At 39.2% G+C, this 21,259-nt stretch carries 23 protein-coding genes; 1 reads left to right on the top strand and 22 read right to left on the bottom strand.

The annotated features are described in order from the left end of the window. Positions 1 to 22: 22 nt before the first annotated feature. The 11 genes from AA980_RS14855 to AA980_RS14805 all read right to left on the bottom strand — a co-directional run bounded on the left by AA980_RS14855 (position 23) and on the right by AA980_RS14805 (position 9,609). Entirely contained in the window at positions 23 to 727 is a 705-nt protein-coding gene (locus tag AA980_RS14855; RefSeq protein WP_024030640.1) for a demethylmenaquinone methyltransferase, read from the bottom strand. A 6-nt stretch (positions 728 to 733) separates the two neighbouring features. Continuing rightward, complete coding sequence (locus AA980_RS14850) at positions 734 to 1,555, bottom strand: heptaprenyl diphosphate synthase component 1 (protein WP_235815189.1); 822 nt, start codon at positions 1,553 to 1,555, stop codon at positions 734 to 736. 195 nt (positions 1,556 to 1,750) lie between these two features. Then, entirely contained in the window at positions 1,751 to 1,987 is a 237-nt protein-coding gene (gene mtrB, locus AA980_RS14845) for a trp RNA-binding attenuation protein MtrB (RefSeq protein WP_024030638.1), read from the bottom strand. A 35-nt stretch (positions 1,988 to 2,022) separates the two neighbouring features. Beyond that, entirely contained in the window at positions 2,023 to 2,589 is a 567-nt protein-coding gene (gene folE / locus AA980_RS14840) for a GTP cyclohydrolase I FolE (protein WP_024030637.1), read from the bottom strand. 179 nt (positions 2,590 to 2,768) lie between these two features. Further along, entirely contained in the window at positions 2,769 to 3,041 is a 273-nt protein-coding gene (gene hbs, locus AA980_RS14835; RefSeq protein ID WP_024030636.1) for a non-specific DNA-binding protein Hbs, read from the bottom strand. Between the two features lie 359 nt (positions 3,042 to 3,400). Further along, positions 3,401 to 4,879 (bottom strand): stage IV sporulation protein A, encoded by a 1,479-nt coding sequence (gene spoIVA / locus AA980_RS14830; RefSeq protein ID WP_024030635.1) that lies wholly within the window; start codon positions 4,877 to 4,879, stop codon positions 3,401 to 3,403. A gap of 351 nt (positions 4,880 to 5,230) precedes the next feature. Next, positions 5,231 to 5,941 carry a hypothetical protein gene (locus AA980_RS14825; protein ID WP_024030962.1) on the bottom strand — a complete coding sequence of 237 codons (711 nt, stop codon included), beginning with the start codon at positions 5,939 to 5,941 and terminating at the stop codon, positions 5,231 to 5,233. Between the two features lie 25 nt (positions 5,942 to 5,966). Beyond that, positions 5,967 to 6,152: a DUF2768 domain-containing protein gene (locus AA980_RS14820; protein WP_024030961.1), complete on the bottom strand. Its 186-nt coding sequence runs from the start codon at positions 6,150 to 6,152 to the stop codon at positions 5,967 to 5,969. Between the two features lie 287 nt (positions 6,153 to 6,439). After that, positions 6,440 to 7,495, bottom strand: a complete 1,056-nt coding sequence (locus tag AA980_RS14815) for an NAD(P)H-dependent glycerol-3-phosphate dehydrogenase (RefSeq protein ID WP_024030300.1) — start codon at positions 7,493 to 7,495, stop codon at positions 6,440 to 6,442. A 21-nt stretch (positions 7,496 to 7,516) separates the two neighbouring features. Next, positions 7,517 to 8,827: a ribosome biogenesis GTPase Der gene (gene der, locus AA980_RS14810; RefSeq protein WP_024030301.1), complete on the bottom strand. Its 1,311-nt coding sequence runs from the start codon at positions 8,825 to 8,827 to the stop codon at positions 7,517 to 7,519. 173 nt (positions 8,828 to 9,000) lie between these two features. Beyond that, on the bottom strand, positions 9,001 to 9,609 hold the full coding sequence (locus tag AA980_RS14805) for a YphA family membrane protein (protein WP_024030302.1): 609 nt from the start codon (positions 9,607 to 9,609) through the stop codon (positions 9,001 to 9,003). A 107-nt stretch (positions 9,610 to 9,716) separates the two neighbouring features. Here AA980_RS14805 and AA980_RS26440 point away from each other — a divergent pair, with 107 nt between their 5' ends. Continuing rightward, the gene (locus tag AA980_RS26440; protein ID WP_024030303.1) at positions 9,717 to 9,857 is read left to right on the top strand and encodes a YpzI family protein; all 141 of its coding nucleotides are present in this window, start codon (positions 9,717 to 9,719) and stop codon (positions 9,855 to 9,857) included. A 35-nt stretch (positions 9,858 to 9,892) separates the two neighbouring features. Here AA980_RS26440 and fni read toward each other — a convergent pair whose 3' ends face one another. The 11 genes from fni to AA980_RS14750 all read right to left on the bottom strand — a co-directional run bounded on the left by fni (position 9,893) and on the right by AA980_RS14750 (position 21,090). After that, positions 9,893 to 10,951: a type 2 isopentenyl-diphosphate Delta-isomerase gene (fni, locus tag AA980_RS14800; protein ID WP_024030304.1), complete on the bottom strand. Its 1,059-nt coding sequence runs from the start codon at positions 10,949 to 10,951 to the stop codon at positions 9,893 to 9,895. 12 nt (positions 10,952 to 10,963) lie between these two features. Continuing rightward, entirely contained in the window at positions 10,964 to 12,103 is a 1,140-nt protein-coding gene (rpsA, locus tag AA980_RS14795; protein WP_024030305.1) for a 30S ribosomal protein S1, read from the bottom strand. A 163-nt stretch (positions 12,104 to 12,266) separates the two neighbouring features. Further along, positions 12,267 to 12,848, bottom strand: coding sequence for a lysophospholipid acyltransferase family protein (locus tag AA980_RS14790; RefSeq protein ID WP_024030306.1), 582 nt, complete (start codon positions 12,846 to 12,848; stop codon positions 12,267 to 12,269). Further along, complete coding sequence (gene cmk, locus AA980_RS14785) at positions 12,845 to 13,525, bottom strand: (d)CMP kinase (protein WP_024030307.1); 681 nt, start codon at positions 13,523 to 13,525, stop codon at positions 12,845 to 12,847. The genes AA980_RS14790 and cmk overlap by 4 nt, the downstream gene beginning before the upstream one ends. Before the next feature lie 115 nt (positions 13,526 to 13,640). Next, positions 13,641 to 13,820 carry a YpfB family protein gene (locus AA980_RS14780; RefSeq protein ID WP_024030308.1) on the bottom strand — a complete coding sequence of 60 codons (180 nt, stop codon included), beginning with the start codon at positions 13,818 to 13,820 and terminating at the stop codon, positions 13,641 to 13,643. 109 nt (positions 13,821 to 13,929) lie between these two features. After that, positions 13,930 to 15,279: a germination protein YpeB gene (ypeB, locus tag AA980_RS14775; protein WP_024030309.1), complete on the bottom strand. Its 1,350-nt coding sequence runs from the start codon at positions 15,277 to 15,279 to the stop codon at positions 13,930 to 13,932. A 14-nt stretch (positions 15,280 to 15,293) separates the two neighbouring features. Next, on the bottom strand, positions 15,294 to 16,175 hold the full coding sequence (sleB, locus tag AA980_RS14770; protein WP_024030310.1) for a spore cortex-lytic enzyme: 882 nt from the start codon (positions 16,173 to 16,175) through the stop codon (positions 15,294 to 15,296). A gap of 672 nt (positions 16,176 to 16,847) precedes the next feature. Beyond that, a complete protein-coding gene (gene prsW / locus AA980_RS14765; protein WP_024030311.1) occupies positions 16,848 to 17,537 on the bottom strand; it encodes a glutamic-type intramembrane protease PrsW in 690 nt (229 codons plus the stop codon). A gap of 101 nt (positions 17,538 to 17,638) precedes the next feature. Next, positions 17,639 to 18,595, bottom strand: a complete 957-nt coding sequence (locus tag AA980_RS14760; RefSeq protein WP_024030312.1) for an asparaginase — start codon at positions 18,593 to 18,595, stop codon at positions 17,639 to 17,641. 6 nt (positions 18,596 to 18,601) lie between these two features. Further along, on the bottom strand, positions 18,602 to 19,573 hold the full coding sequence (locus AA980_RS14755; RefSeq protein WP_024030313.1) for a YpdA family putative bacillithiol disulfide reductase: 972 nt from the start codon (positions 19,571 to 19,573) through the stop codon (positions 18,602 to 18,604). A 239-nt stretch (positions 19,574 to 19,812) separates the two neighbouring features. Further along, the gene (locus AA980_RS14750) at positions 19,813 to 21,090 is read right to left on the bottom strand and encodes a Glu/Leu/Phe/Val family dehydrogenase (RefSeq protein ID WP_024030314.1); all 1,278 of its coding nucleotides are present in this window, start codon (positions 21,088 to 21,090) and stop codon (positions 19,813 to 19,815) included. Positions 21,091 to 21,259 lie beyond the last annotated feature (169 nt).

Genomic DNA, 21,259 nt, shown 5'->3' with positions numbered 1-21,259 from the left:
CATCCTGTCTACATTCCATCAACTATTTCTTATAACCTATGTGAACCGCAGCTGCACCACCACTATATGGTTTGTATTTTACTTGAGCAAAGCCTGCCTGTTCAAACATGCGCGCAAGCTCTCTCATTCCTGGAAAATCACGTGCAGATTCCTGAAGCCAAGAATATTCCTTATAGCTCTTCGCAAATAATTTACCAAACATCGGCATAATAAAACGGAAATAAAAATAAAAGAGCTGTCTATAGCCAATTAACGTAGGCTGCGAAGTCTCAAGACAAACAGCAATTCCGCCTGGTTTTACAACGCGATGCATTTCTTTTAACACCTGCAGATAATCAGGAACATTTCTCAGCCCGAACCCAATGGTGACGTAATCAAAACTGTTATCTTCAAAAGGGAGCTCCATTGCATTACCATGAACCAATTTAACCTGGTTTAGTGCTAACCCTTTAACCTTTTCAATCCCTACATTGAGCATATTCTGGCTAAAATCCAGCCCCGTTACTTTCCCGGAAGGACCTACGGCATCTGCTAACGCAATCGTCCAATCAGCCGTCCCACAGCAAACATCGAGTGCTTTTGAACCAGGCTGTACATTCATTCTTTTCATGGTGTCTTTACGCCACTTGATATGCTGTTGAAAACTAATTACAGAGTTCATTTTATCATAGCTATCGGATATTTTTTCAAAAACATTATGAACTCGTTCTTCTTTCGACTGCTGCATCTCTGATTACCCTTCTTCCACAAAAGTTTTTGCAATTGGCTGATGCTGACTGATAAGAAAAGAAATTCTCTTCTCTAAATAATCATTTAAAAATGGAAGCTGTTGAATTCCTTTTTCAATGACTTGTTTGGATTGGTCAAGATAGCTGTCACAAATCATTAGTAATTGATCACGAAGCTCGATGGAAATATCCGCTAATTCCAATTCATCATTTGGATAAATATCCCTCTTTAACACCTCGAATATGATTGAGTTCCCCGTATGAATAAATTGTTTCCTTTCTGTAAGCAAACGTTTAAAAAATAGAAGATTGCTAAGAAACCCATTCCATAAATCTACTTTAAAATATTCAGCAAGCCTTTCAAATAATGAACTTTCTATTTGCTTAATACTTGTCATCAGTTTTTCAATTCCGCCCGTTTGCTTTTGATAGACAAGGATTTTATGTTCATTAACTTCCTTAATCCCTATTGCAAGGGTCTTAATCACCATGATATCCTTGGAATCTGCTAGCAGTTTATAATACATTCCGCTAAAATAGTCTCCTGCAAGAACCGTTAACTGCCGTTCTTTTTCAACTTCAGATGTATTCGTAATATGTTCATGAGTATCAAGGGCAATTTGAACCAGCATTGTTGAAAGGCAATAGTTTTGCATTTGGTTAAAAGACAATTCGAGGCGGTCCATAATTGAGATAAGAATGAGAAGCTTATCTTCATCAATAATTGGAGTTTCAATATATTCGAGTAGGTAAGAGTCAAAAACTTGCTTTTCGACCTGCTCTCTAATACTAATGAATTTTTGTCGAATGTCCGGCAATCTAATCACCCTTGCTTCCCCAAAGTATTATGTCTATATGTATTCTTATTTCACAAGTCAATAAGTAAAATTCTTGCCATTCAATAAGGGCCTTTTCTCCCAAATCCTATAAGCAAGGCAGTCACCATTATATCACAAAAGATATTTAATGGGCAGGATTTCATAAAATAATTACATTTCCGCCTACAGGAAATAAATACCTTATTATTTCTTCATTTCACTTTCTACTTCACCAAATTGAGTAAGTATTTTCGCATTTCCTCTAATTTTAATTGCCGATGTATGCTCTGTAAATTGAGCAATAAGCACTTCTCCCTTATCCAGTTTTTCTGAGTGATGAAATTTTGTATCGGTTCCTCTTGTTAATCCAATAACACTGACTCCATCATCAATTGCCTTTATGACCACAAAATCACTATTTTGCTGATTGCGCTTTTCCATTTAATCCACTCCACATTTGTTTGAAATAATCGGAACTAATATTTTATTAACGAAAGCACTTCTGACCTGGCAATTGCATCATCTGCAAGCACCCCGCGAACAGCAGTAGTAACTGTTTTTGAGCCAGGTTTTTTAACGCCGCGCATCGTCATGCACATATGCTCTGCTTCAACCACTACCATTACACCATGTGGATCCAACTTATCCATCATGCTATCTGCAATCGTTGAAGTAATTCTTTCTTGCAGCTGCGGTCTCTTGGCAACGGCTTCTACGGCTCTTGCGAGTTTGCTTAAGCCAGTAACCCGCCCGTTTTGCGGAATATAAGCTACATGTGCTTTCCCAAAGAAAGGGACGAGATGATGTTCACACATCGAATAAAACGGAATATCTTTAACCAAGACTAACTCTTCATGGTCTTCACTAAAAATTGTCTCAAAATGCTGCTTTGGATCCTCGTTTAAGCCGCTAAAAACTTCTTCATACATTTTTGCCACTCGTTTTGGTGTATCGAGTAACCCTTCACGGTTCGGGTCTTCACCGATTGCTTCTAATATTAGACGTACCGCCTCTTCAATTTGGGCACGATTCACTTCTGACATACTAAATTCCTCCTAGCATATATCTATCAAGTATAGATGACAAATACATATTAGCACAATGTTTTCTGCCCAAGCAAAAAAACAATCCTTAAATGATGTTTTAACATAGAAAAAAGGCCATGGAAATTGCCATGACCTTTTTGCTTTAGCAAACCGCTTAAAGCAATAAATTTATGTAATTATTTTACTGCATCTTTAAGCGCCTTACCTGGTTTGAAAGCTGGAACTTTGCTTGCAGCGATTTCGATTTCCTCGCCTGTTTGCGGGTTGCGTCCTTTACGGGCAGCACGCTCACGTACTTCAAAGTTTCCAAAACCGATTAATTGTACTTTATCACCATTTTTTAAAGCATCTAAAATCGCATCAAAAACAGCATCAACTGCTTTAGTAGCGTCCTTTTTTGAAAGCTCGCTTGCTTCAGCAACTGCATTAATAAGTTCTGTCTTGTTCATGCCATTCACCTCCTCCCAAAGAAATTATCAAGATTCGTAAATAAGAATACTTATCTACATTTCTAAACAATTTTTCTAATTTCTATACGTCATAGCACGGTTTAATTGCTAAAGTAATCCAAATGAACTGCTTTTGTGAATTAAATCTATTTTTTGTAAAAACACTTATGAATAAAGGTTTCCAACACTATAACGTAATTCTGTTAAAAGATTATCACAATAAATTCAGCATATCAAGAAGATTTCATGAAATAATGGTAATCTTTTCTTTTGTTTAGCGAAATTCTGCACAATTAGGCTAATTCTTGCCAAATTTGTAGAAAGTTAAAAAAAAAGAACTCCGATGGGGAGTCCAAAACCTAGAGGATAATGGCAATTAAGCCGCCTGATCCTTCGTTTATGATTCTTTCTAATGTTTCTTTTAATTTATATCTGGCATTCTCCGGCATTAAGGAAATCTTTGCTTGAATCCCTTCTCGGACGATGGAACTCAAACTGCGGCCGAAGATATCCGAATTCCAAATCGATAATGGGTCATCCTCGAAATCCTGCATCAGATAGCGAACAAGCTCCTCGCTTTGTTTCTCGGTACCGATAATTGGTGCAAATTCCGATTCTACATCCACTTTTATCATATGAATCGATGGTGCTACCGCTCGTAATCTAACACCAAAACGAGGTCCTTGACGAATAATCTCTGGTTCTTCAAGGCTCATATCAGAAAGAGTTGGCGAAGCAATCCCATAACCCGTCTGTTTAACCATTTTCAAGGCGTCTGAAATATGATCATATTCTGCTTTCGCATGAGCAAAATCCTGCATCAATTCAAGTAAATGGTCTTTACCTCTAATTTCAATTCCAACGATTTCTTTCAAAATATCATCATATAATTCATCTGGAGCAAATAAATCAATTTCCGCAACTCCAGTACCCATTTCAATTCCTGCAAGCCCAGCGCGCTCAATGAATTCAAAGTCACTAAATTGCTGAACAACTCGATCAACATCTCTTAATCTCTTGATATCTTTAACCGTTTCCTTAACGGCATCCTGATAGCTTTCACGGAGCCAGTGGTTTTCCCTTAGTACCATGACCCAGCTTGGAAGGTTTACATTAACTTCGAGAACTGGAAACTCGTAGAGTGCTTCACGAAGGACATTAAGAACATCACTGTCGCGCATACTCTCTACACTCATCGCAATAACAGGGATATCATATTTATCCGCTAGGCTCGATCTTAAAGTTTCCGTGCTCGGATGATATGGCTGAGCACTGTTAACGACCATAATAAACGGTTTACCTACTTCCTTTAGCTCGTCAATGACTCTTTCCTCTGCCTCAATATAGTTACTTCTTGGTATCTCGCCGATAGTACCATCGGTGGTCACAACCACCCCGATTGTTGAATGTTCCTGGATTACTTTTCGTGTGCCGATTTCGGCCGCTTCGTGAAATGGAATGGGCTCTTCATACCAGGGTGTATTAATCATTCTTGGACCATTTTCATCCTCGTATCCTTTAGCACCCGGAACTGTATACCCCACACAGTCAACCAACCTGATATTAACATTTAACCCTTCGTCGACATGAACAGTTGCTGCCTGATTGGGAACAAATTTCGGTTCCGTTGTCATAATCGTTTTCCCGGCAGCACTCTGCGGCAGCTCATCTTGTGCCCTTGATCTTTCTGCTTCACTGTTTATATTCGGTAACACAACAAGCTCCATAAATTTTTTTATAAATGTCGATTTTCCCGTACGTACAGCTCCTACTACTCCTAAATAAATATCACCGCCTGTTCTTTCGGCAATATCTTTAAAAATATCAACCTTTTCCAAGTGATTCCCTCCCGATCATAGACTAAAGTGGGATAATATCATCCATTTAGATATTTTTGGACAGTATATATTTATGACGTTGTCCTATCTTTTTATGACACTTTTTATAAAAATTTTTACCCCCTTATTAGCTGTGTTNCAGGCGCGAGCGGTTCGCGGGGCGGGCGGTGAGCCTCCTCGGCGCTATAGCGCCTGCGGGGTCTCACCTGTCCCGCTGCTCCCGCAGGAGTCTCGCGCCTTCCACTCCAATCAACATTGTGCTCAAAATCAACAATGTTCTTTAACACAGCCATTAAAATAAAAAAAACCCTCTCCTACAATATATTTCATAGGGAAAGGGTTATGACAAAATTATTCTTCTAAGAATACAGGCTCATTCGTTGCTGCATCTAATGTATAAGGCAGTGAATATGCCGGTACAAACATGGAGTCTTTCACTAAAATAGGGCGAATATCCTCACCAGGTTTAAACTGTTGGTCCGAATTCTTAAGTTTCTGATAAAGGTCGGGGCGATAATCCACACATACCTCAGCATTTCCTGTAATAACTAGTGAAAGGTTTTGACTGGTAAATGGGCTGACCACGTATGGCGGACTTTCATAGCCTAGTTGTTTAAAATCAAGCGAAAAGACATTTTTGGCTAGTTGTTTTTTAAAGGGCGGATATCCTTTTGATCTAATCCTTAAGTTTATATCACGGATTGTTTCTGTCATCCTTAAATCAAACAACTTAACAGTTGGATTCGTTTCTACATCAACAAGCACGTATTGAAATATCCCTCCGCTTTCATACGCATTCCCCGGAGGCTCAGCCATATATTTCGGAGTAATTCTTTTAAATTCAATCGGGTATTTTTGATAAATCGGCGTGTCAGCTTCCTTCGTTTTTATCGGCAAAATGCCGCCATTATCCTTCTGGAAGTCATCCACTGCCGTTTGTACAGCTTGGATTTGATCTTTATACGGGATTTGATTCTGTGTTAATTCTTCTTTTGGATACATACATCCGGACAAAAAAATAGCTGTTAACATAATGAAACAGCAAAGCTTCATTCTTTTCATAAAATCACCTTTAGGTTTATGTAATTTAATATAAGAAAACAATAAGCAACGTTATACCAGCCACAATCATAAATAAATAGGCAAAAATGGCGGTAATAAAACGGAGTACCCCTTTTAGCTTATACCGGCTAAAATAAATGGTCATAATCGCAAGAAACATAAACCCCATACCTGCAATCGAAATCCACATTTTCAACATCCCAGGCGTCAAAATAATCCCCCCTTATTCCAAAAATTTATTATATCATAGCAATTTAAAGAAAACTCGCCGATAGCCCGTTAGGGCGAAGACAGAGGCGTAGTTGCACTTATGCCTGATAGGAAAGTTATACTTTCCTATCGGCAAAAAAAACTGAAGTAAAGAGGGGCGAATTCTTTACTTCAGCCATGAGGACTAAATAACCCGTTCTCCAGCGTCATACTACTAGGATGCTTCGAAAGCATTGTATGCAATCTAGATATAATGCGCATCATTTGAACGCCTAATTTCTTTATATTTTAATCTTCCATATTTCTTTCTTCAAGTACGTTTACTAAATCTTCCATTTCATGGGTTTTACCTCGGGCCATTAACACATCTACCGCATCTTTTGCCTCTTTCCCATTAAATAAGACATCATATAGTGCAAAAGTGATCGGCATCTTTACATTATACTTTGCAGCGAGCTGATAAGCGGCTTTTGTTGTTCTTACACCTTCAACCACCATTCCCATATTATCAAGGACCTCGTTCAGCGTTTTACCTTTTCCAAGCATATTACCTGCTCTCCAGTTCCGTGAATGGACACTTGTACAAGTAACAATTAAGTCGCCAATTCCGGTTAATCCGGAGAAGGTTAACGGATTTGCCCCCATTTTTGTGCCTAGACGCGCTATTTCCGCCAATCCTCGGGTCATTAAGGCGGCCTTAGCATTATCACCATAGCCAAGCCCGTCTGTTATCCCTGCTGCTAGGGCAATAATATTCTTTAAGGCACCACCAATTTCAACCCCGATAACATCAGAATTGGTATAGACGCGAAAATTATGGTTGATAAATAAATCTTGGACTTTTTCCGCTGCTTCCATATTTTCCGAGGTAACCGTTACGGTCGTTGGATGCCGCAAGCTAACTTCCTCCGCATGGCTTGGACCTGAAAGGACGACAACATCTTTTAACAGCTCTTTTGGCATTTCTTCTTTAATCATTTCAGTAATCCGTAAAAGTGTATCTGGTTCAATCCCCTTGCTCACGTGTGCAATTATTACTGGCCCAGCTTGTACAGCACGCATTTTTCCAAGAACTTCCCGTATCGCTTTAGAAGGAACTGCTAGAATAACTGTTTCCACACCCATTAAAGCATCACTTAACGAAGCGTAACCCACGATTAATTCAGGCAGAATTATTCCAGGGAGATATTTTTTATTTGAATGAAATTCGTTGATTTCCTTCACCTGGTCCTCATTATGGCTCCAGAGACGGACCTCATGAGAATTATCGGCTAACACCATCGCCAGAGCTGTACCCCAGCTACCGGCACCCACCACGGCAATTGCTGTTTTTTTATCCTGCATTACCTTACACCCGCCTTATCTTTATTTTCTTTCTCTCGCATAAATTTTGATAGGGGTTCCCTCGAAACCAAACGCGTCTCTAATTCTATTCTCGAGAAAACGCTCATAAGAGAAATGCAGTAATTCAGGCTCATTGACAAATACAACAAAAGCAGGGGGTTTGACCGCCACCTGTGTTGCATAGTAAATCTTTAAGCGTTTGCCTTTGTCACTTGGTGTCGGATTCATCGCTACGGCATCCATTATCACATCATTTAATACACTTGTTTCTACCCGCATCGAATGATTTTCACTTGCCGTATTAATCATAGGAAGCAGGGTATGAATCCGTTTTTTTGTTTTTGCTGATAAAAACACGATTGGAGCATAACTCAAGAATTGGAAATGTTCTCTAATCTTTTGCTCTAACTCTTTCATCGTCTTTTCATCTTTTTCAATCGCATCCCATTTATTGACTACAATCACAATTGCCCTGCCCGCTTCATGGGCATATCCGGCAATCTTCTTGTCCTGTTCAATGATACCTTCCTCTGCATTGATGACAACTAGAACGACATCTGAACGTTCAATTGCTCGTAATGCACGAAGGACACTGTATTTCTCCGTACTCTCATACACTTTTCCTTTTTTCCTAATACCGGCTGTATCGATAATGACATATTTATCGCCATTATATGTATACGGTGAATCGACCGCATCACGAGTGGTGCCGGCAATATCGCTTACGATAACACGATCTTCACCTAAAATGGCGTTAACAAGGGAAGACTTTCCTACATTTGGCCGTCCTATCAAGGAAAACTTAATCACATCATCAGCATAATCGAGGGGCTTGTTTTTTGGGAAGTGTTTGGCTGCCTCGTCCAATAAATCACCAAGGCCGAGCCCATGTGATCCTGAAACAGGAATTGGCTCCCCGAAGCCTAGGGAATAAAAATCATAAATTTGTTCACGCATTTCTGGGTTATCAATTTTATTAACCCCTAATACAATCGGTTTCTTTGACTTATATAAAATTTTCGCTACCTCTTCATCAGCAGCTGTTACCCCTTCACGTCCATTTGTTAAGAAGATAATCACGTCTGCTTCATCAATTGCCACTTCTGCCTGTTGACGAATTTGCTCTAAAAACGGTTCGTCACCAATATCGATTCCACCAGTATCAATTACATTAAAGTCATGCGTCAACCATTCTCCGGAACTATAAATCCGATCTCTTGTTACTCCAGGAATATCCTCAACAATGGAAATTCGTTCGCCAACAATTCGATTAAAAATCGTTGATTTCCCAACGTTTGGCCGTCCTACAATGGCAATAACAGGTTTAACCATTACACTCGCCATCCTTTCTCTTATATAATACACAAACATATTGTTATGTTAGCATTATTCCATTAAAGTTCTTATCAAGTAAAGAAACCCTTCTGTCATTTAGAAGGGCCTAACTATATTATTTTAACAATGTTATTCCTAACTAGCAACGGAAACCATAATATGAACTGATTTTAAGATGATTTTTGTTTCCCTTTTTCAAAAAAATGGACATGATTTTGGAAAATAGAGCCGGCGTTTTCTAGTAAGCTCCATCCCACCAGCAAGGCGGCAATTAAAGAACAAACATCTAAATAAGCAAAAGCCCCGACAGAATAGGAAAACTGAAGTTTATTTAAGATATAGGCATATAAAAACTCCCCTTGCATGGTGCCGCTTACGATAATCAACAAGCGGCCTTTTAACGTTTTTTGCAAGAGAATTGCCAGATAGCCAAAGCATATCCCCATCATCCATTCCTTCTTAAAGATAACCCAAATTGGATCAAAAATCTCGAACAAATGGAACGTTACATAGGCAATAGACACAATTAATGAACAGATAAAAAAATAAAAGCTAGCACCTAATTTTTCCTGACTGTAAAATACATAAGAAACAACTAATAAAAATATTCCACTCGCATGCAATTCAAAACTGCCAACGCTGAAATGATAATTCGATAAAGTGATTACGGTTAGAACGATAATTGACATTTTTAAACGGTATGTGTTTTGCTTATGCAGGATAAACGTCATATAGACCCAGAACGCCCAGCATATCCAATAAAACATTATCCCTTCCATTCTACACACCTCCTATTATTCTCATTATTGGTATTCTTTATGTATTTTCATACTTCCTTGAATAATATTGCCCTTGCGAATCATGATATTAAGAGGAGGTGTGGATAATGGGAAGAGACCGCCAAGAGAAAAAATTAAAAGCAAGCAGGAGAGTAGAGTCCGACCGGGACCAAGCATTACACTATCCTGGTGCAGCCAAGCTTTCAAGTCCTGAAGAAGCTCGGGGGTTAAATGACGGGAAAAGGTAACGAATGCAAAAAAGCTCTCGCAAGTGTGAGAGCTTTTATCTTATCGACCGCTGGCTATATCGTCTTGTATCTATTCCTCTTTGGTGCAGCCAATGGTATGTATCACCAGAAATGATTAACGGAGCATTTTGTAAATCTGAGATTGTTTTTGCCCCTAATGCTGTCATAATTATCGTTAATTCGTTATGAAGGGCTTCGATTTCTTCCTGAAGTGCGGCTTGTCCCTTCTCAACAAGTATTCGCAAGAAATAACCTGCGATTCCAATCGCATTTGCTCCTAATGCTAACCCCCTGGCAATGTCATATCCAGTCGAAAAACCACCGGAACCAATAATCGTTACCTGATTAGAAATGGATGCTGCTTCAATGATTGAGACGGGAGTGGATATACCCCAATTATTAAAAAACGAGAAGGTTTTTTCACGACGCTTATTTTCAATTTCTGCAAAATTTGTTCCCCCGGAGCCGCCAACATCAACCGCAGTGACACCAACTGAAGAAAGAGTTTCAACTGTTTCCCTCGTCATCCCAAAACCGACTTCTTTGACGATGACTGGAACATCTACTACATTGACAATCGCCTCAATTCTTTTTAAGGCACCAGAAAAATCCCGATCTCCCTCTGGCATGGTTAGTTCTTGAATAACATTCAAATGGATTTGCAGGGCATTCGCTTCAATCATATCGATTGCAGCTTTCGCATGCTCCGTTTTTGCTTCACTGCCAATATTAGCGATGATAATACCATTTGGATTCTCCTCTCGGACTATCCTATACGTATACCTTTCAGTTTTATCCCTTAGTGCAGACATTTGTGAACCCACAGCCATAGTTAACCCTGTATTTTTAGCAGCAATTGCAAGCTCTTTGTTAATCTGAAAAGTTTTTTCACCGCCGCCGCCTGTCATTGCATTGATAAAAATTGGCGAACTTAAATTAAGTCCGCCAATTGAATGATCTAATTGCACGTCGAATACATTGGTATTCGGCAGGCTCTGGTGAAGAAATTTTATATCATCGAAAACTGTTGCAGCGTTTTGCTCATTCTCAAGAGCAAAACGGATATGGTCCCATTTTCGTTCAGATCTAGACAAGTAAAATCACCATTATTTTCTTAGATTCTTTAATTTGTCTCCAATGACTTCACCAAGCTGGAAGCCTTTTGATTCTTCAGGAAGTTCATAATCAAGATTTTCTTCAACCTCTTTTTCGAGAAGTTCTTTGATGCTTAATGATAACCGTTGATCATTCTCATTAGCATCTAAAACCTTTACTTGAACTTGTTGACCCTCTTTAAGAACCTCATGCGGTGTTCCAATATGCTTATGAGCAATTTGAGAAATATGAACAAGACCTTCAACACCAGGGAAAACCTCAACAAAGGCACCGTATGAGACTAACCGTTTCACAGTCCCTTCTAGAATACTTCCTTTCGGTGCTTTTTCAGCAATATTTGTCCAAGGTCCAGGAAGTGTTTCCTTTATCGATAAAGAAATTCTTTCATTATCTCGGTCTACACTTAATACTTTAACTTGAACCTGCTGACCTTCGTGAACAACATCTGATGGCTTATCAACGTGCTCATAAGATAATTGAGAAATATGAACAAGACCGTCGATGCCGCCTATATCAACAAATGCTCCAAAATCAGTAATTCGCTGGACTGTGCCCTCGATTATCTGGCCTGCTTGTAATGCACCAAGACGATCTTGTTTTTGTTTCCCTTTTTCTTCTTCCACAACTGCTCGATGCGAAAGGATTAAGCGGTTCTTTTCTTTATCAAGTTCAACGATTTTAAAGGAAAGATTACGCCCTTTGTAATCGCTGAAATCCTCGACAAAATAGGATTCAACAAGGGAGGCAGGGACAAAACCGCGAACACCAAGATCAACGACAAGACCGCCTTTAACAACGTCTCTTACTTCGGTTTCAAAGACCTCTCCGCTTTGGAATTTTTGTTCTAAGCTTTCCCATGCTTTCTCGGCATCTATTTTTCTTTTCGAAAGAATCAATGCTTCTTCCTCAACTTTTAATACTTCTAGCTCCAGTTCATCACCTTCTTGAACTGCATCTGATGCCTTTTCAATGTGCAAGCTTGAAAGCTCGCTAATTGGGATAATTCCATCAAGTTTACTGCCTGGAACAGCCACGAGCACCTGCTTCTCTTCTACTTTAGTAACTTGTCCAGTTACTTTGTCACCAATTTCAAAGCTTTCCACTTCAACTTGATTTAACTCTTCCGACATATGTATTCCTCCTTAATCCATTTACATCTAAATATTATCTATATATGCTTTGGTGAAAGCCAAGAGCCTGCACCACATATAAAAACAAATTTAAAAAAAGAATATTCGAAAAAAGTCCCTTTTTAATAACTTCTTACAAATAGGCTCTTTTGTCAAGCAGAACCTATTGATGCTCTTTTATAAGTTTAGCAATTTCAGACATAATTAATTCAGTAACTTGTTCAGCAGATGCCTTATTTTTTCTCATTTCCTCCATTGCTATCGGTTTTCCGTATACTACCCTTAACTTATGAAAGGCTTTATACGGTCCGATAACGGCACAAGGAACAACCAACGCATCTGTTCGTAATGCGAAAAATCCCGCGCCAGAAAGTCCTTTCCCTAACTGCCCGGTCTTACTTCTCGTCCCCTCGGGAAAAAGTCCGAAAACATTGCCTTCTTTTAAAATCTTTAATCCAGACCGTAGCGCTTCACGGTCACCGAAGCCCCTTTTTACTGGAAAAGCATTACATTTTCTAACGATTCCGCCCAACACCGGCACTCGAAAAATTTCTTCCTTTGCCATATAGTGAACAGGCCGAGGTGCCATTATTCCGACAATTATCGGGTCAAAATTATTAATATGATTGGAGCAAAGAAGAACTCCACCCTCTTTCGGGAAATTTTCAACGCCAATTGCCTCAACTCTGTACCATGGTTTAAAAATCCCATAAACAACTGATTTTGCAAACCCGTAAAACGTCACCCTAATCCAATCCTTTCTTGCACAAGAGCCATTATTTTTTCTACAACATCAGGAATGGTTAAAGAGGTTGTATCAATTTCAACTGCATCATCGGCCTTTTTCAAAGGAGCTGTTTCTCTCTCTGAATCGATTTTATCTCTTTGGGCAATTTCTTCCTTTAATTTATTTAAGTCCGACGGGAAGCCCTTTTGTACATTTTCAGTATGACGGCGGACTGCTCTTTCATCAACGCTGGCGAGTAAAAAAATCTTTACTTCTGCCCTTGGCAGGACGTGGGTGCCAATATCACGTCCATCCATTACCACACCGCCTTCAGTGGCAAATGCTTGCTGCCTTCTGACCATTTCTTGGCGGATTAACGGATGCTTTGCCACATACGAAACAGAATTTGTCACTTTTGAAGAACGGATCTCCTTGGTTACATCTTTATTATCAAGGAATACTAATTGACCATTATCAGAGGGCAGTAATTTAATTTCAGTTGATAATAATGTATCAAATAAAGCAGATTCCTCTTCCAGATTAAGCTCATTAACGACTGCTTTATATGTTAATGCCCGGTACATTGCCCCCGTATCGATATAGATGTAGGAAAGCTTTTCCGCGACAATTTTTGCTACTGTACTCTTTCCGGCAGCAGCAGGACCGTCAATTGCGATAGATAATTTCTTTTCCATAAATCCTCCTAAAAACAACTATGTTTGTCTCCTTTGTTGTCTACTTTATATTTTACCATAAGATAACGAAAAGCTTCTTTTTTTACTTCAAAAAAATAAAGCAGAATGACCTGCTTTATTTTCCTTGAAAAGTTTGGAGAATTTCTGTAAAAGTATTTTCATTGACACCTTCATATTTAGTTAATTGTTTTATTTGCGGGAGGATACCCAGTTGATGAAAAAATAGCTGCGCAAAAAATAGAAAAATAAATTGGATGATAATAACCTTGATTAAAACACTTTCAACCCGTTTCATAGCATTCACTCCATCATCAATATATCCTTATTATTGGGGCGATTGATTTGTTTTATTCCATGCTTCACCATGAATAAGAAATAGGAAAAGGAAAAGCAACTGCTTTTCCTTAAAGGACTTCCTCATATATCGCCTCGGCATTTTCCAGTTTGTCAACCTCTTCTTCAATGCCGTTTGTGGCATTAATAAATATTCGGTAGGTGTCAGTTCCAATTGTTCCAAGGAATTCGTAACAGAGTACCTCCTCATTCAAATCATTAACAATAAGTGCTTGCCGGTCCTCCATTACTTTAAAGTTTGGATTTACCTTACTGCGTGCTTGCTCAACAGAAAGAACTGGTTTTTCAATTTTTCTAGTTTGGAATGATTTTAAATACTCTTCCGCTGAAAGGCCGACAATATCGCCATTATCTAGTGCCACTTTCACTTTTATAGCTTCAGGATAGATTCTAACCCCATTAATATTTGTAACAAAGTTGAAAACGCCTATATTATCATATTGTGTACTTTCAAAAACCTCTAAATTTTTAAAACCTGTTTCTTTCAAGAAAGCCGCTGCCTTATTATCAGCTTCGTTTAGACTGAGAACTTGTTTTTTGATTTCCCGGTTATTAATAAACCAAATCGGATGTCCTGCCTTTTTAGTAATATCCATGCTAGCTTCTTGGGCCGTTTGTTTATTTTTTATTGATACACTATAAAAACCGTAATCAGCGCCTTTTCCATTTTCGGTTACTTTCACCTGCGCATTACCATCAAACTTCATATAATTTTTAGCTATCTTGATTGCCTCTTGACGGGAAATGGTTTTTCCTTTTATCTTTTTAAAATTTTCATCCTTCTTCTGCATGTTAGCAAATGTTGGCCCCATGTCAGATTCTTTATACCCTGACACTGTTTTTTCAACTGTTTTGAAGCCGTCAATAATGGTATTGTCAGTTGATTCTTTTCCAGATGCAAGCGCAAGCTCAACATCCATCCAGCGCAGATTATTTTTCAGAACCATGTGCTGCACATTTCTGAGTTCGCTCTGGATATCACCAGACTGTTTATAGAGCGTTTGTAATGTGCCATACTCCTTCGCTGATAATGGCTCCTTGTCCAAATCCCTGACAGCCGTCCGATAACTGAAGTTTCCAATATTCGCGAGAAATTCTTCGGTTTTGTTAAATGGTAATAGTGTTAACGGCAGCTGCCCAACGTCCCCATGGGCCTGCGAGGTTAGTCTCCATACTTCAACTAATGATGGAGATAACGAATGTCTGGAGTTCATGGCAAGTGTTGTTCCAATTTTATCGTGTAATAAATCCATTCGATAAGAAAGATTATGAAACGCCCGTTGATAATTGTTTTCTGCATTTAAAAGAACTGCGTTTTTCTCCTGATGTTCTTGATAGCCCCAGTAGGCTGTTCCCGCGACACCCACTGCTAAAATACCTATTAATATGCCTCTAATCAATTCTATTCACCTCTCTACTTGCAAAAAATATGCTGCCCGATTCGTTTTATTTGCGGCCTTCCCCATATCCAACCGCTTGTTGCTGTAGCTGGATTAAAATAATAAAGGGCCGCACCAGTTGGATCCCATCCATTAATCGCATCCAAAACCGCTTTCTTAGAAGTTTCATTTGGAGTCAGCCAAATTTGCCCATCTGCTACAGCAGTGAATGCTCCTGGCTCAAATATGACGCCAGATACTGTGTTAGGAAACGAAGCACTATTTACTCGGTTCAGGATAACAGCAGCAACGGCCACTTGACCGATATATGGTTCACCTCTTGATTCACCGTGAACAGCATTCGCCATTAAGCGGATATCATTTTGCGAATATCCATTTGGAACGTTAGCTGCAGTTGGTTTTTTCGGGGCTGCTTGCTTCACAGGCGCTTTGGCGGCAGGTTTTTTAGCTGCAGGTGCTTTCGCAGCTGGTTTTTTAGCTGCCGGCGCTTTGGTGCCAGGTGCACTTTGCTTGCTTTGATCAACACCACCGTAATGGGTAAATTTTTTCCCAGAGTTGATTTGTTTTTTTACAAACTGCTCATTGTATTTGCTGGCTTTAACAAGTTTTGCCTTTGTTGTTGCCCCTGCCAATCCATCAATTGGCAGTCCAAATTCGTATTGAAAGTTTCTTAATGCCCAATACGTACCCCAACCAAAAACTCCATCGATTTTCCCATTATAGTAGCCAATATATTGAAGCCTTGATTGTAGTTCAATGACATCGTCGCCAACAGCTCCTTTTTGGATTACTTGTTTGGAAAAAGCATGGACCTGATTATTTTCCAAACAGGATAATGGCACAGTAAGAAAAAAAGTTACTATGAAGAATTTTTTTAGGATTTTTTTCTTTAACATAGAATAATAACCCCCAATGTAAATCTTTTTTGCAGTAACCCTATTTTTTGTTAGATTGGTGTTTTTATTCCAAAAAAGTAGAATAAATCAGAAAAGCGTAAGCGTCCTGGTCAGCGGCGTATGGCCTCCGCGAAAAAGCTAAGGCTTTTAAAATAACACAAATTGCTTTAAATACAGTAAATTTAGGAAAAAGCAGCCTGTTGTGGGGGAGATTATCCATTTTGGACATCGAACTGAAGAAAAGATGTAATTAGAAGAGGATGCCCTGTCAGAAACAGATGTTTTTTTCTTGGAAATGCAATCATTAATACTCGCCCAATTTTTTATTAGCGAATTTCGAGAGTTTATTAGCGATTCTTGCATGTTTATTAGCGAATCTGCCATGTTTATTAGCGAATTTCACGATTTATTAGCGAATCGGATTTTATTATAAAAGCGCAAGCGCCTTGGTCAGCGGCGTATGGACTTCTCGAAGTCCAATAATATAATTACTGATACTACAAAAAATCCCTCATCAGGAATGAGGGCACTGAAAATCTTGTGAATTTTGAGGCGTCTTTTTGTTCATGAGGGTATTTATCTGATTAAAAGAACGCTGTTGATTGGAGCGGAAATCAACAGCCTACTCTAGACACACAATCCTAAATTTAAGGGACTTTTTCAGTGCCCTCATCAAGATTGAAGGGTTTTTTGAACAGGATATTGTTTTTTAAAATGATTGGCGCTCAATATTTTTGCTTTTTTCACCTTTCTTAAGCCAAACCACCAAAGGAAAATCATGAATGGAAAAATAATAAACACCCAATGTTCAAGCGAAATCAAAATAAAATCATACGATCCATGTAGAAGGAATGGCAATAGCAGCGAGATGACAACCCATTTAGCTTTATGCCCTTCAGTAAACTTTGCTTTTCCAATATAAAAGCCCATAATAACTCCAAACAGGGCATGGCTTGAAACAGGCAATAAAGCACGCGTCATCGCATGCTCAATCCCATTTGACAGTAAATAAAAGATATTTTCAATCGTAGCAAAACCAAGGGATACGGCCACTCCATAGACTATGCCATCAAATGGTTCATCGAACTCAACATGCTGGTATACTGCATAAAACAGGATGAACCATTTAAAAAATTCTTCAAGAAGACTTGAGCTAAGAAAAGCATCGATAAGATGAGATTTCACCAAGTGTTCTGATTCAAGCACATGCTGGATAAACATGATTGGAAACACCAATAAAGCTCCGTATAAAAAGGTCCGAAGAACAAAGGAAACTGGCTCTGGCTCATATTCATCTTTTAAATAAAAGTAACTCAGTAGGGCCAGACCAGGGGCAACTCCGGCAGATAATATTCCCAGCATGATGAACCTCTTTTCAAATCGATTTTCTTCATCGTATCATGTAAGCAATATAAATTAAATAAAAGATTCATTCCATATTGCTTACTCATAAATCCTAAGAGTTAAAAATGGATATGCTCCAAGCCGCTTGCTAGCGCGACAGCTAATTTGATTCGTGCTTTTTTAGAGTCATTGTCACTGCCAAGGATTACCCCTTTGTTATAAAGATCATAGGCACTGCCATCATAATCATAGGTTGTATAAACAGAGCCCTCTTCTGCACTTGTGGTGATGACCAGCTTAATCCCTGCCTCAACAGCTTTTACGATTTCTTCTATCATCATAGGAGCCACCTGTCCACGACCCACACCTTCGAGGACAATCCCGCCTACACCGGCCTCCCGGGCAGCCTTAACAAATTTCCCATCCGCGCCAATATAGCACTTGATGATTTCGACTTGTGGAATTGGTGATTGAATGTCATAAAATTCTCTTTTAATTGGTTTCTGAAAAATCTGGACCTGGTCATTGTCAATAATACCGAGATAGCCAAATCCAAACACGCTAAAGCCTTGAATATTAGAAGCATGTTCTTTTTTCACATATCTTGCGGCAAATATTCGTTCATTAAAAACGACAACGGTCCCGGCATCATGTAAATCACTTGAACATGCTGCATAAATAGCGTGCTGCAAATTAATATAAACATCGCTTCCCAAATCCTCGGGGGAGCGCTGTGAGCCTGTAACTACTACTGGTCTGTAGTCATTGATCGTTAAATCAAGAAAATAGGCAGTTTCCTCCATAGTATCAGTTCCGTGAGTGACAACTACACCAGAAACCGCATCATCCTTAAAATATGCCTCAATTTTATTTTTTAGGACCACTAAATCTTCAAAGGTAATATGAATACTTGCTTTTTGAAAGACGGATTCAACAATCACTTCCATGTCTTTCGGTATATTACACATCGCCGCCAGCTCTTCACCCGTTAACGCGCCCGAAGCTAATTTACCTGATTCTTTATTTGGTTTGCTAGCTATTGTACCGCCTGTTGTTAATAAAACAACTTTTTTCATTCGTTATCACCCTTCGGTTTCTTTGTCGATAATGGATCGGGCAATTTGTCCCCCATGGAACCTGCCATTTTCAATAAAAATTTCATTTGCATTGTTTCCTGCCGCAAGGACCCCGGCGATATAGATACCATCAATATTCGTTTCCATCGTTTCTGGATTAATAAGCGGTCTTCCTGATTCCGAATCAATTTTCACACCCATTGTTTTTAGAAATTGATGGTCTGGATGATACCCTATCATCGCAAACACAAAATCATTTTTAATCGCCTTTTGTTCTCCATCCTTACTATAAATGACCTGATGCTCGGTTATTTCTTTAACGGTTGCATTAAATTCCATTAAAATCGTGCCAGCTCTTACTAAGGCTTCGAATTCCGGCAGAATCCAAGGTTTGATGCTCTGGGAATATTCCTTGCCGCGATACAAAACAGTAACGCGCGCACCGGCCTTTACAAGCTCTAGAGCGGCATCAACACTGGAGTTTTTTCCGCCAAGGACACAGACATCTTTATCAAAATATGGATGGGCCTCTTTGAAATAATGAAACACCTTTGGCAGGTTCTCCCCAGGTACATTCAAGAAATTTGGGTGATCATAATAACCCGTGGCTATAACCACATACCGAGCATTATAGCTTTGTTTATCCGTATCAATTTGAAAAAAATCATCCTCCTTAGATACTTTTGTGACTCTTTCAAATGCGTTAATCCGCAGCTGTTTTCGTTTAGCTACCTCTCGATAATAGACGAGAGCCTGGTTTCTTTTCGGCTTATAGCTATCTGTTATAAAGGGCACCTCGCCAATTTCTAATTTTTCACTTGTACTAAAAAATGTTTGGTGTGTCGGATAATGATAGATTGAATTTACCAGATTACCTTTTTCAATAATTAATGGCCTTTTCCCTATTTCTTGTAATGAAATTGCCGCAGCTAAACCACAAGGGCCTCCTCCAACAATGATGATATCTTCTATTTGCATAATCATTACACTCCTTAATAAGAAAAGCGCAAGCGCCTTGGTCAGCCCCGACAAGCACAAGACGAGCTGGCCGAAAGGTTGCATTTTAACCTTTTGGACGGATTGGCTTGTGACCTCGAGGGGCTAGGCGCTGGAGCTGGACATTTCTCAAAGTCAAAATTTTATACATTCTTATCTTTAATGAAAAAACTCCTATCGTCTATGATAGGAGTTTTTTTGCGATATTTCAATGTATTAACTTAAATCCAGCCTCTAAAACGGCTCGCCTCAGCCATTTTTCTTACCCCGACCATATAGGCGGCTAAACGCATATCGACACGTCGTGTTTGGGCAGTTTCATAAATATTTTTAAAAGATTTAACCAATATTTTTTCAAGCTTTTCTTCTACTTCTTCTTCAGACCAATAGTACCCTTGGTTATTTTGAACCCACTCAAAATAGGAAACTGTTACTCCGCCAGCTGATGCCAGTACATCAGGTACAAGTAAAATACCGCGCTCTGTTAAAATTTCTGTTGCTTCTAATGTTGTTGGTCCATTTGCAGCTTCAACAACAATGGCCGCACGAATGTCATGAGCATTTTCAGCTGTAATTTGATTTTCAATGGCAGCAGGAACAAGGATGTCACATTCGAGTTCTAGCAGTTCTTTGTTCGTAATGGTGTTATTAAATAATTTAGTGACTGTTCCAAAGCTGTCACGTCTATCTAAAAGATAATCTATATCTAAACCGTTTGGATCGTATAAAGCGCCATAGGCATCAGAAATACCGATAACTTTTGCACCGGCATCATGCATGAACTTGGACAAAAAGCTACCCGCGTTACCGAAACCTTGAACAACAACTCTTGCACCCTCAATTTGAATGCCTTTCTTTTTAGCTGCTTCGCGGATACAGATTGTTACACCTTTTGCTGTTGCCGATTCACGCCCATGTGAACCGCCAAGTACAAGCGGTTTACCTGTAATAAATCCTGGAGAATTGAATTCATCGATTCGGCTATATTCATCCATCATCCAAGCCATTATTTGTGAATTTGTAAAAACGTCTGGGGCAGGAATATCTTTCGTTGGCCCAACAATTTGGCTGATTGCCCTAACATATCCACGGCTTAATCTTTCAAGCTCCCTAAAGGACATGTCGCGCGGATCACAAACGATACCGCCCTTACCACCGCCGTATGGAAGATCAACAATGCCGCATTTCAAGCTCATCCAAATCGAAAGGGCTTTCACTTCTGTTTCCGTCACACCCGGATGAAAACGAATGCCGCCCTTTGTCGGTCCTACTGCATCATTATGCTGTGCCCGGTATCCAGTAAATATTTTTGTCGATCCGTCATCCATTTTAACTGGAATTTTTACTGTCATCATACGCAACGGCTCTTTCAGGAGCTCGTATACTTCTTCAGGATAACCTAACTTCTCAAGCGCTTTATGAATAACTGTTTGTGTTGATTTCAACACATCATTTTTTTCCACTTGATTAGTCTTTCTTGTACCATTTTCGGCTACCATTTGTAATCCTCCTAAGAAATCTCTTTTACGAATGTTGTCCGCTTTCAGTCACAAGTATACACGTTTAAATGATTTATGCAAGAAGAAATACGCACATTTCTATATTTTAAAGCATGGGTATGTAAACGCTCCCATCATTATATAATATGGGAATTATTAAGCGATATCA

Source organism: Neobacillus vireti (assembly GCF_001026695.1).
Taxonomy (GTDB): Bacteria; Bacillota; Bacilli; order Bacillales; family Cytobacillaceae; genus Neobacillus; species Neobacillus vireti.
This window is presented reverse-complemented; position numbering and strand designations above follow the sequence as displayed.

Excerpts from the sequence above, each read along its gene's own strand:
- AA980_RS14805 (WP_024030302.1), bottom strand. The coding sequence starts at position 9,609 with ATGGAAGGGATAATGTTTTATTGGATATGCTGGGCGTTCTGGGTCTAT.
- sleB (WP_024030310.1), bottom strand. The coding sequence starts at position 16,175 with ATGTTAAAGAAAAAAATCCTAAAAAAATTCTTCATAGTAACTTTTTTT.
- AA980_RS14855 (WP_024030640.1), bottom strand. The coding sequence starts at position 727 with ATGCAGCAGTCGAAAGAAGAACGAGTTCATAATGTTTTTGAAAAAATA.
- AA980_RS26440 (WP_024030303.1), top strand. The coding sequence starts at position 9,717 with ATGGGAAGAGACCGCCAAGAGAAAAAATTAAAAGCAAGCAGGAGAGTA.
- mtrB (WP_024030638.1), bottom strand. The coding sequence starts at position 1,987 with ATGGAAAAGCGCAATCAGCAAAATAGTGATTTTGTGGTCATAAAGGCA.
- AA980_RS14755 (WP_024030313.1), bottom strand. The coding sequence starts at position 19,573 with ATGCAAATAGAAGATATCATCATTGTTGGAGGAGGCCCTTGTGGTTTA.
- der (WP_024030301.1), bottom strand. The coding sequence starts at position 8,827 with ATGGTTAAACCTGTTATTGCCATTGTAGGACGGCCAAACGTTGGGAAA.
- rpsA (WP_024030305.1), bottom strand. The coding sequence starts at position 12,103 with ATGTCGGAAGAGTTAAATCAAGTTGAAGTGGAAAGCTTTGAAATTGGT.
- prsW (WP_024030311.1), bottom strand. The coding sequence starts at position 17,537 with ATGCTGGGAATATTATCTGCCGGAGTTGCCCCTGGTCTGGCCCTACTG.
- AA980_RS14825 (WP_024030962.1), bottom strand. The coding sequence starts at position 5,941 with ATGAAAAGAATGAAGCTTTGCTGTTTCATTATGTTAACAGCTATTTTT.
- AA980_RS14815 (WP_024030300.1), bottom strand. The coding sequence starts at position 7,495 with ATGCAGGATAAAAAAACAGCAATTGCCGTGGTGGGTGCCGGTAGCTGG.
- cmk (WP_024030307.1), bottom strand. The coding sequence starts at position 13,525 with ATGGAAAAGAAATTATCTATCGCAATTGACGGTCCTGCTGCTGCCGGA.
- AA980_RS14780 (WP_024030308.1), bottom strand. The coding sequence starts at position 13,820 with ATGAAACGGGTTGAAAGTGTTTTAATCAAGGTTATTATCATCCAATTT.
- AA980_RS14750 (WP_024030314.1), bottom strand. The coding sequence starts at position 21,090 with ATGGTAGCCGAAAATGGTACAAGAAAGACTAATCAAGTGGAAAAAAAT.
- hbs (WP_024030636.1), bottom strand. The coding sequence starts at position 3,041 with ATGAACAAGACAGAACTTATTAATGCAGTTGCTGAAGCAAGCGAGCTT.
- folE (WP_024030637.1), bottom strand. The coding sequence starts at position 2,589 with ATGTCAGAAGTGAATCGTGCCCAAATTGAAGAGGCGGTACGTCTAATA.
- AA980_RS14760 (WP_024030312.1), bottom strand. The coding sequence starts at position 18,595 with ATGAAAAAAGTTGTTTTATTAACAACAGGCGGTACAATAGCTAGCAAA.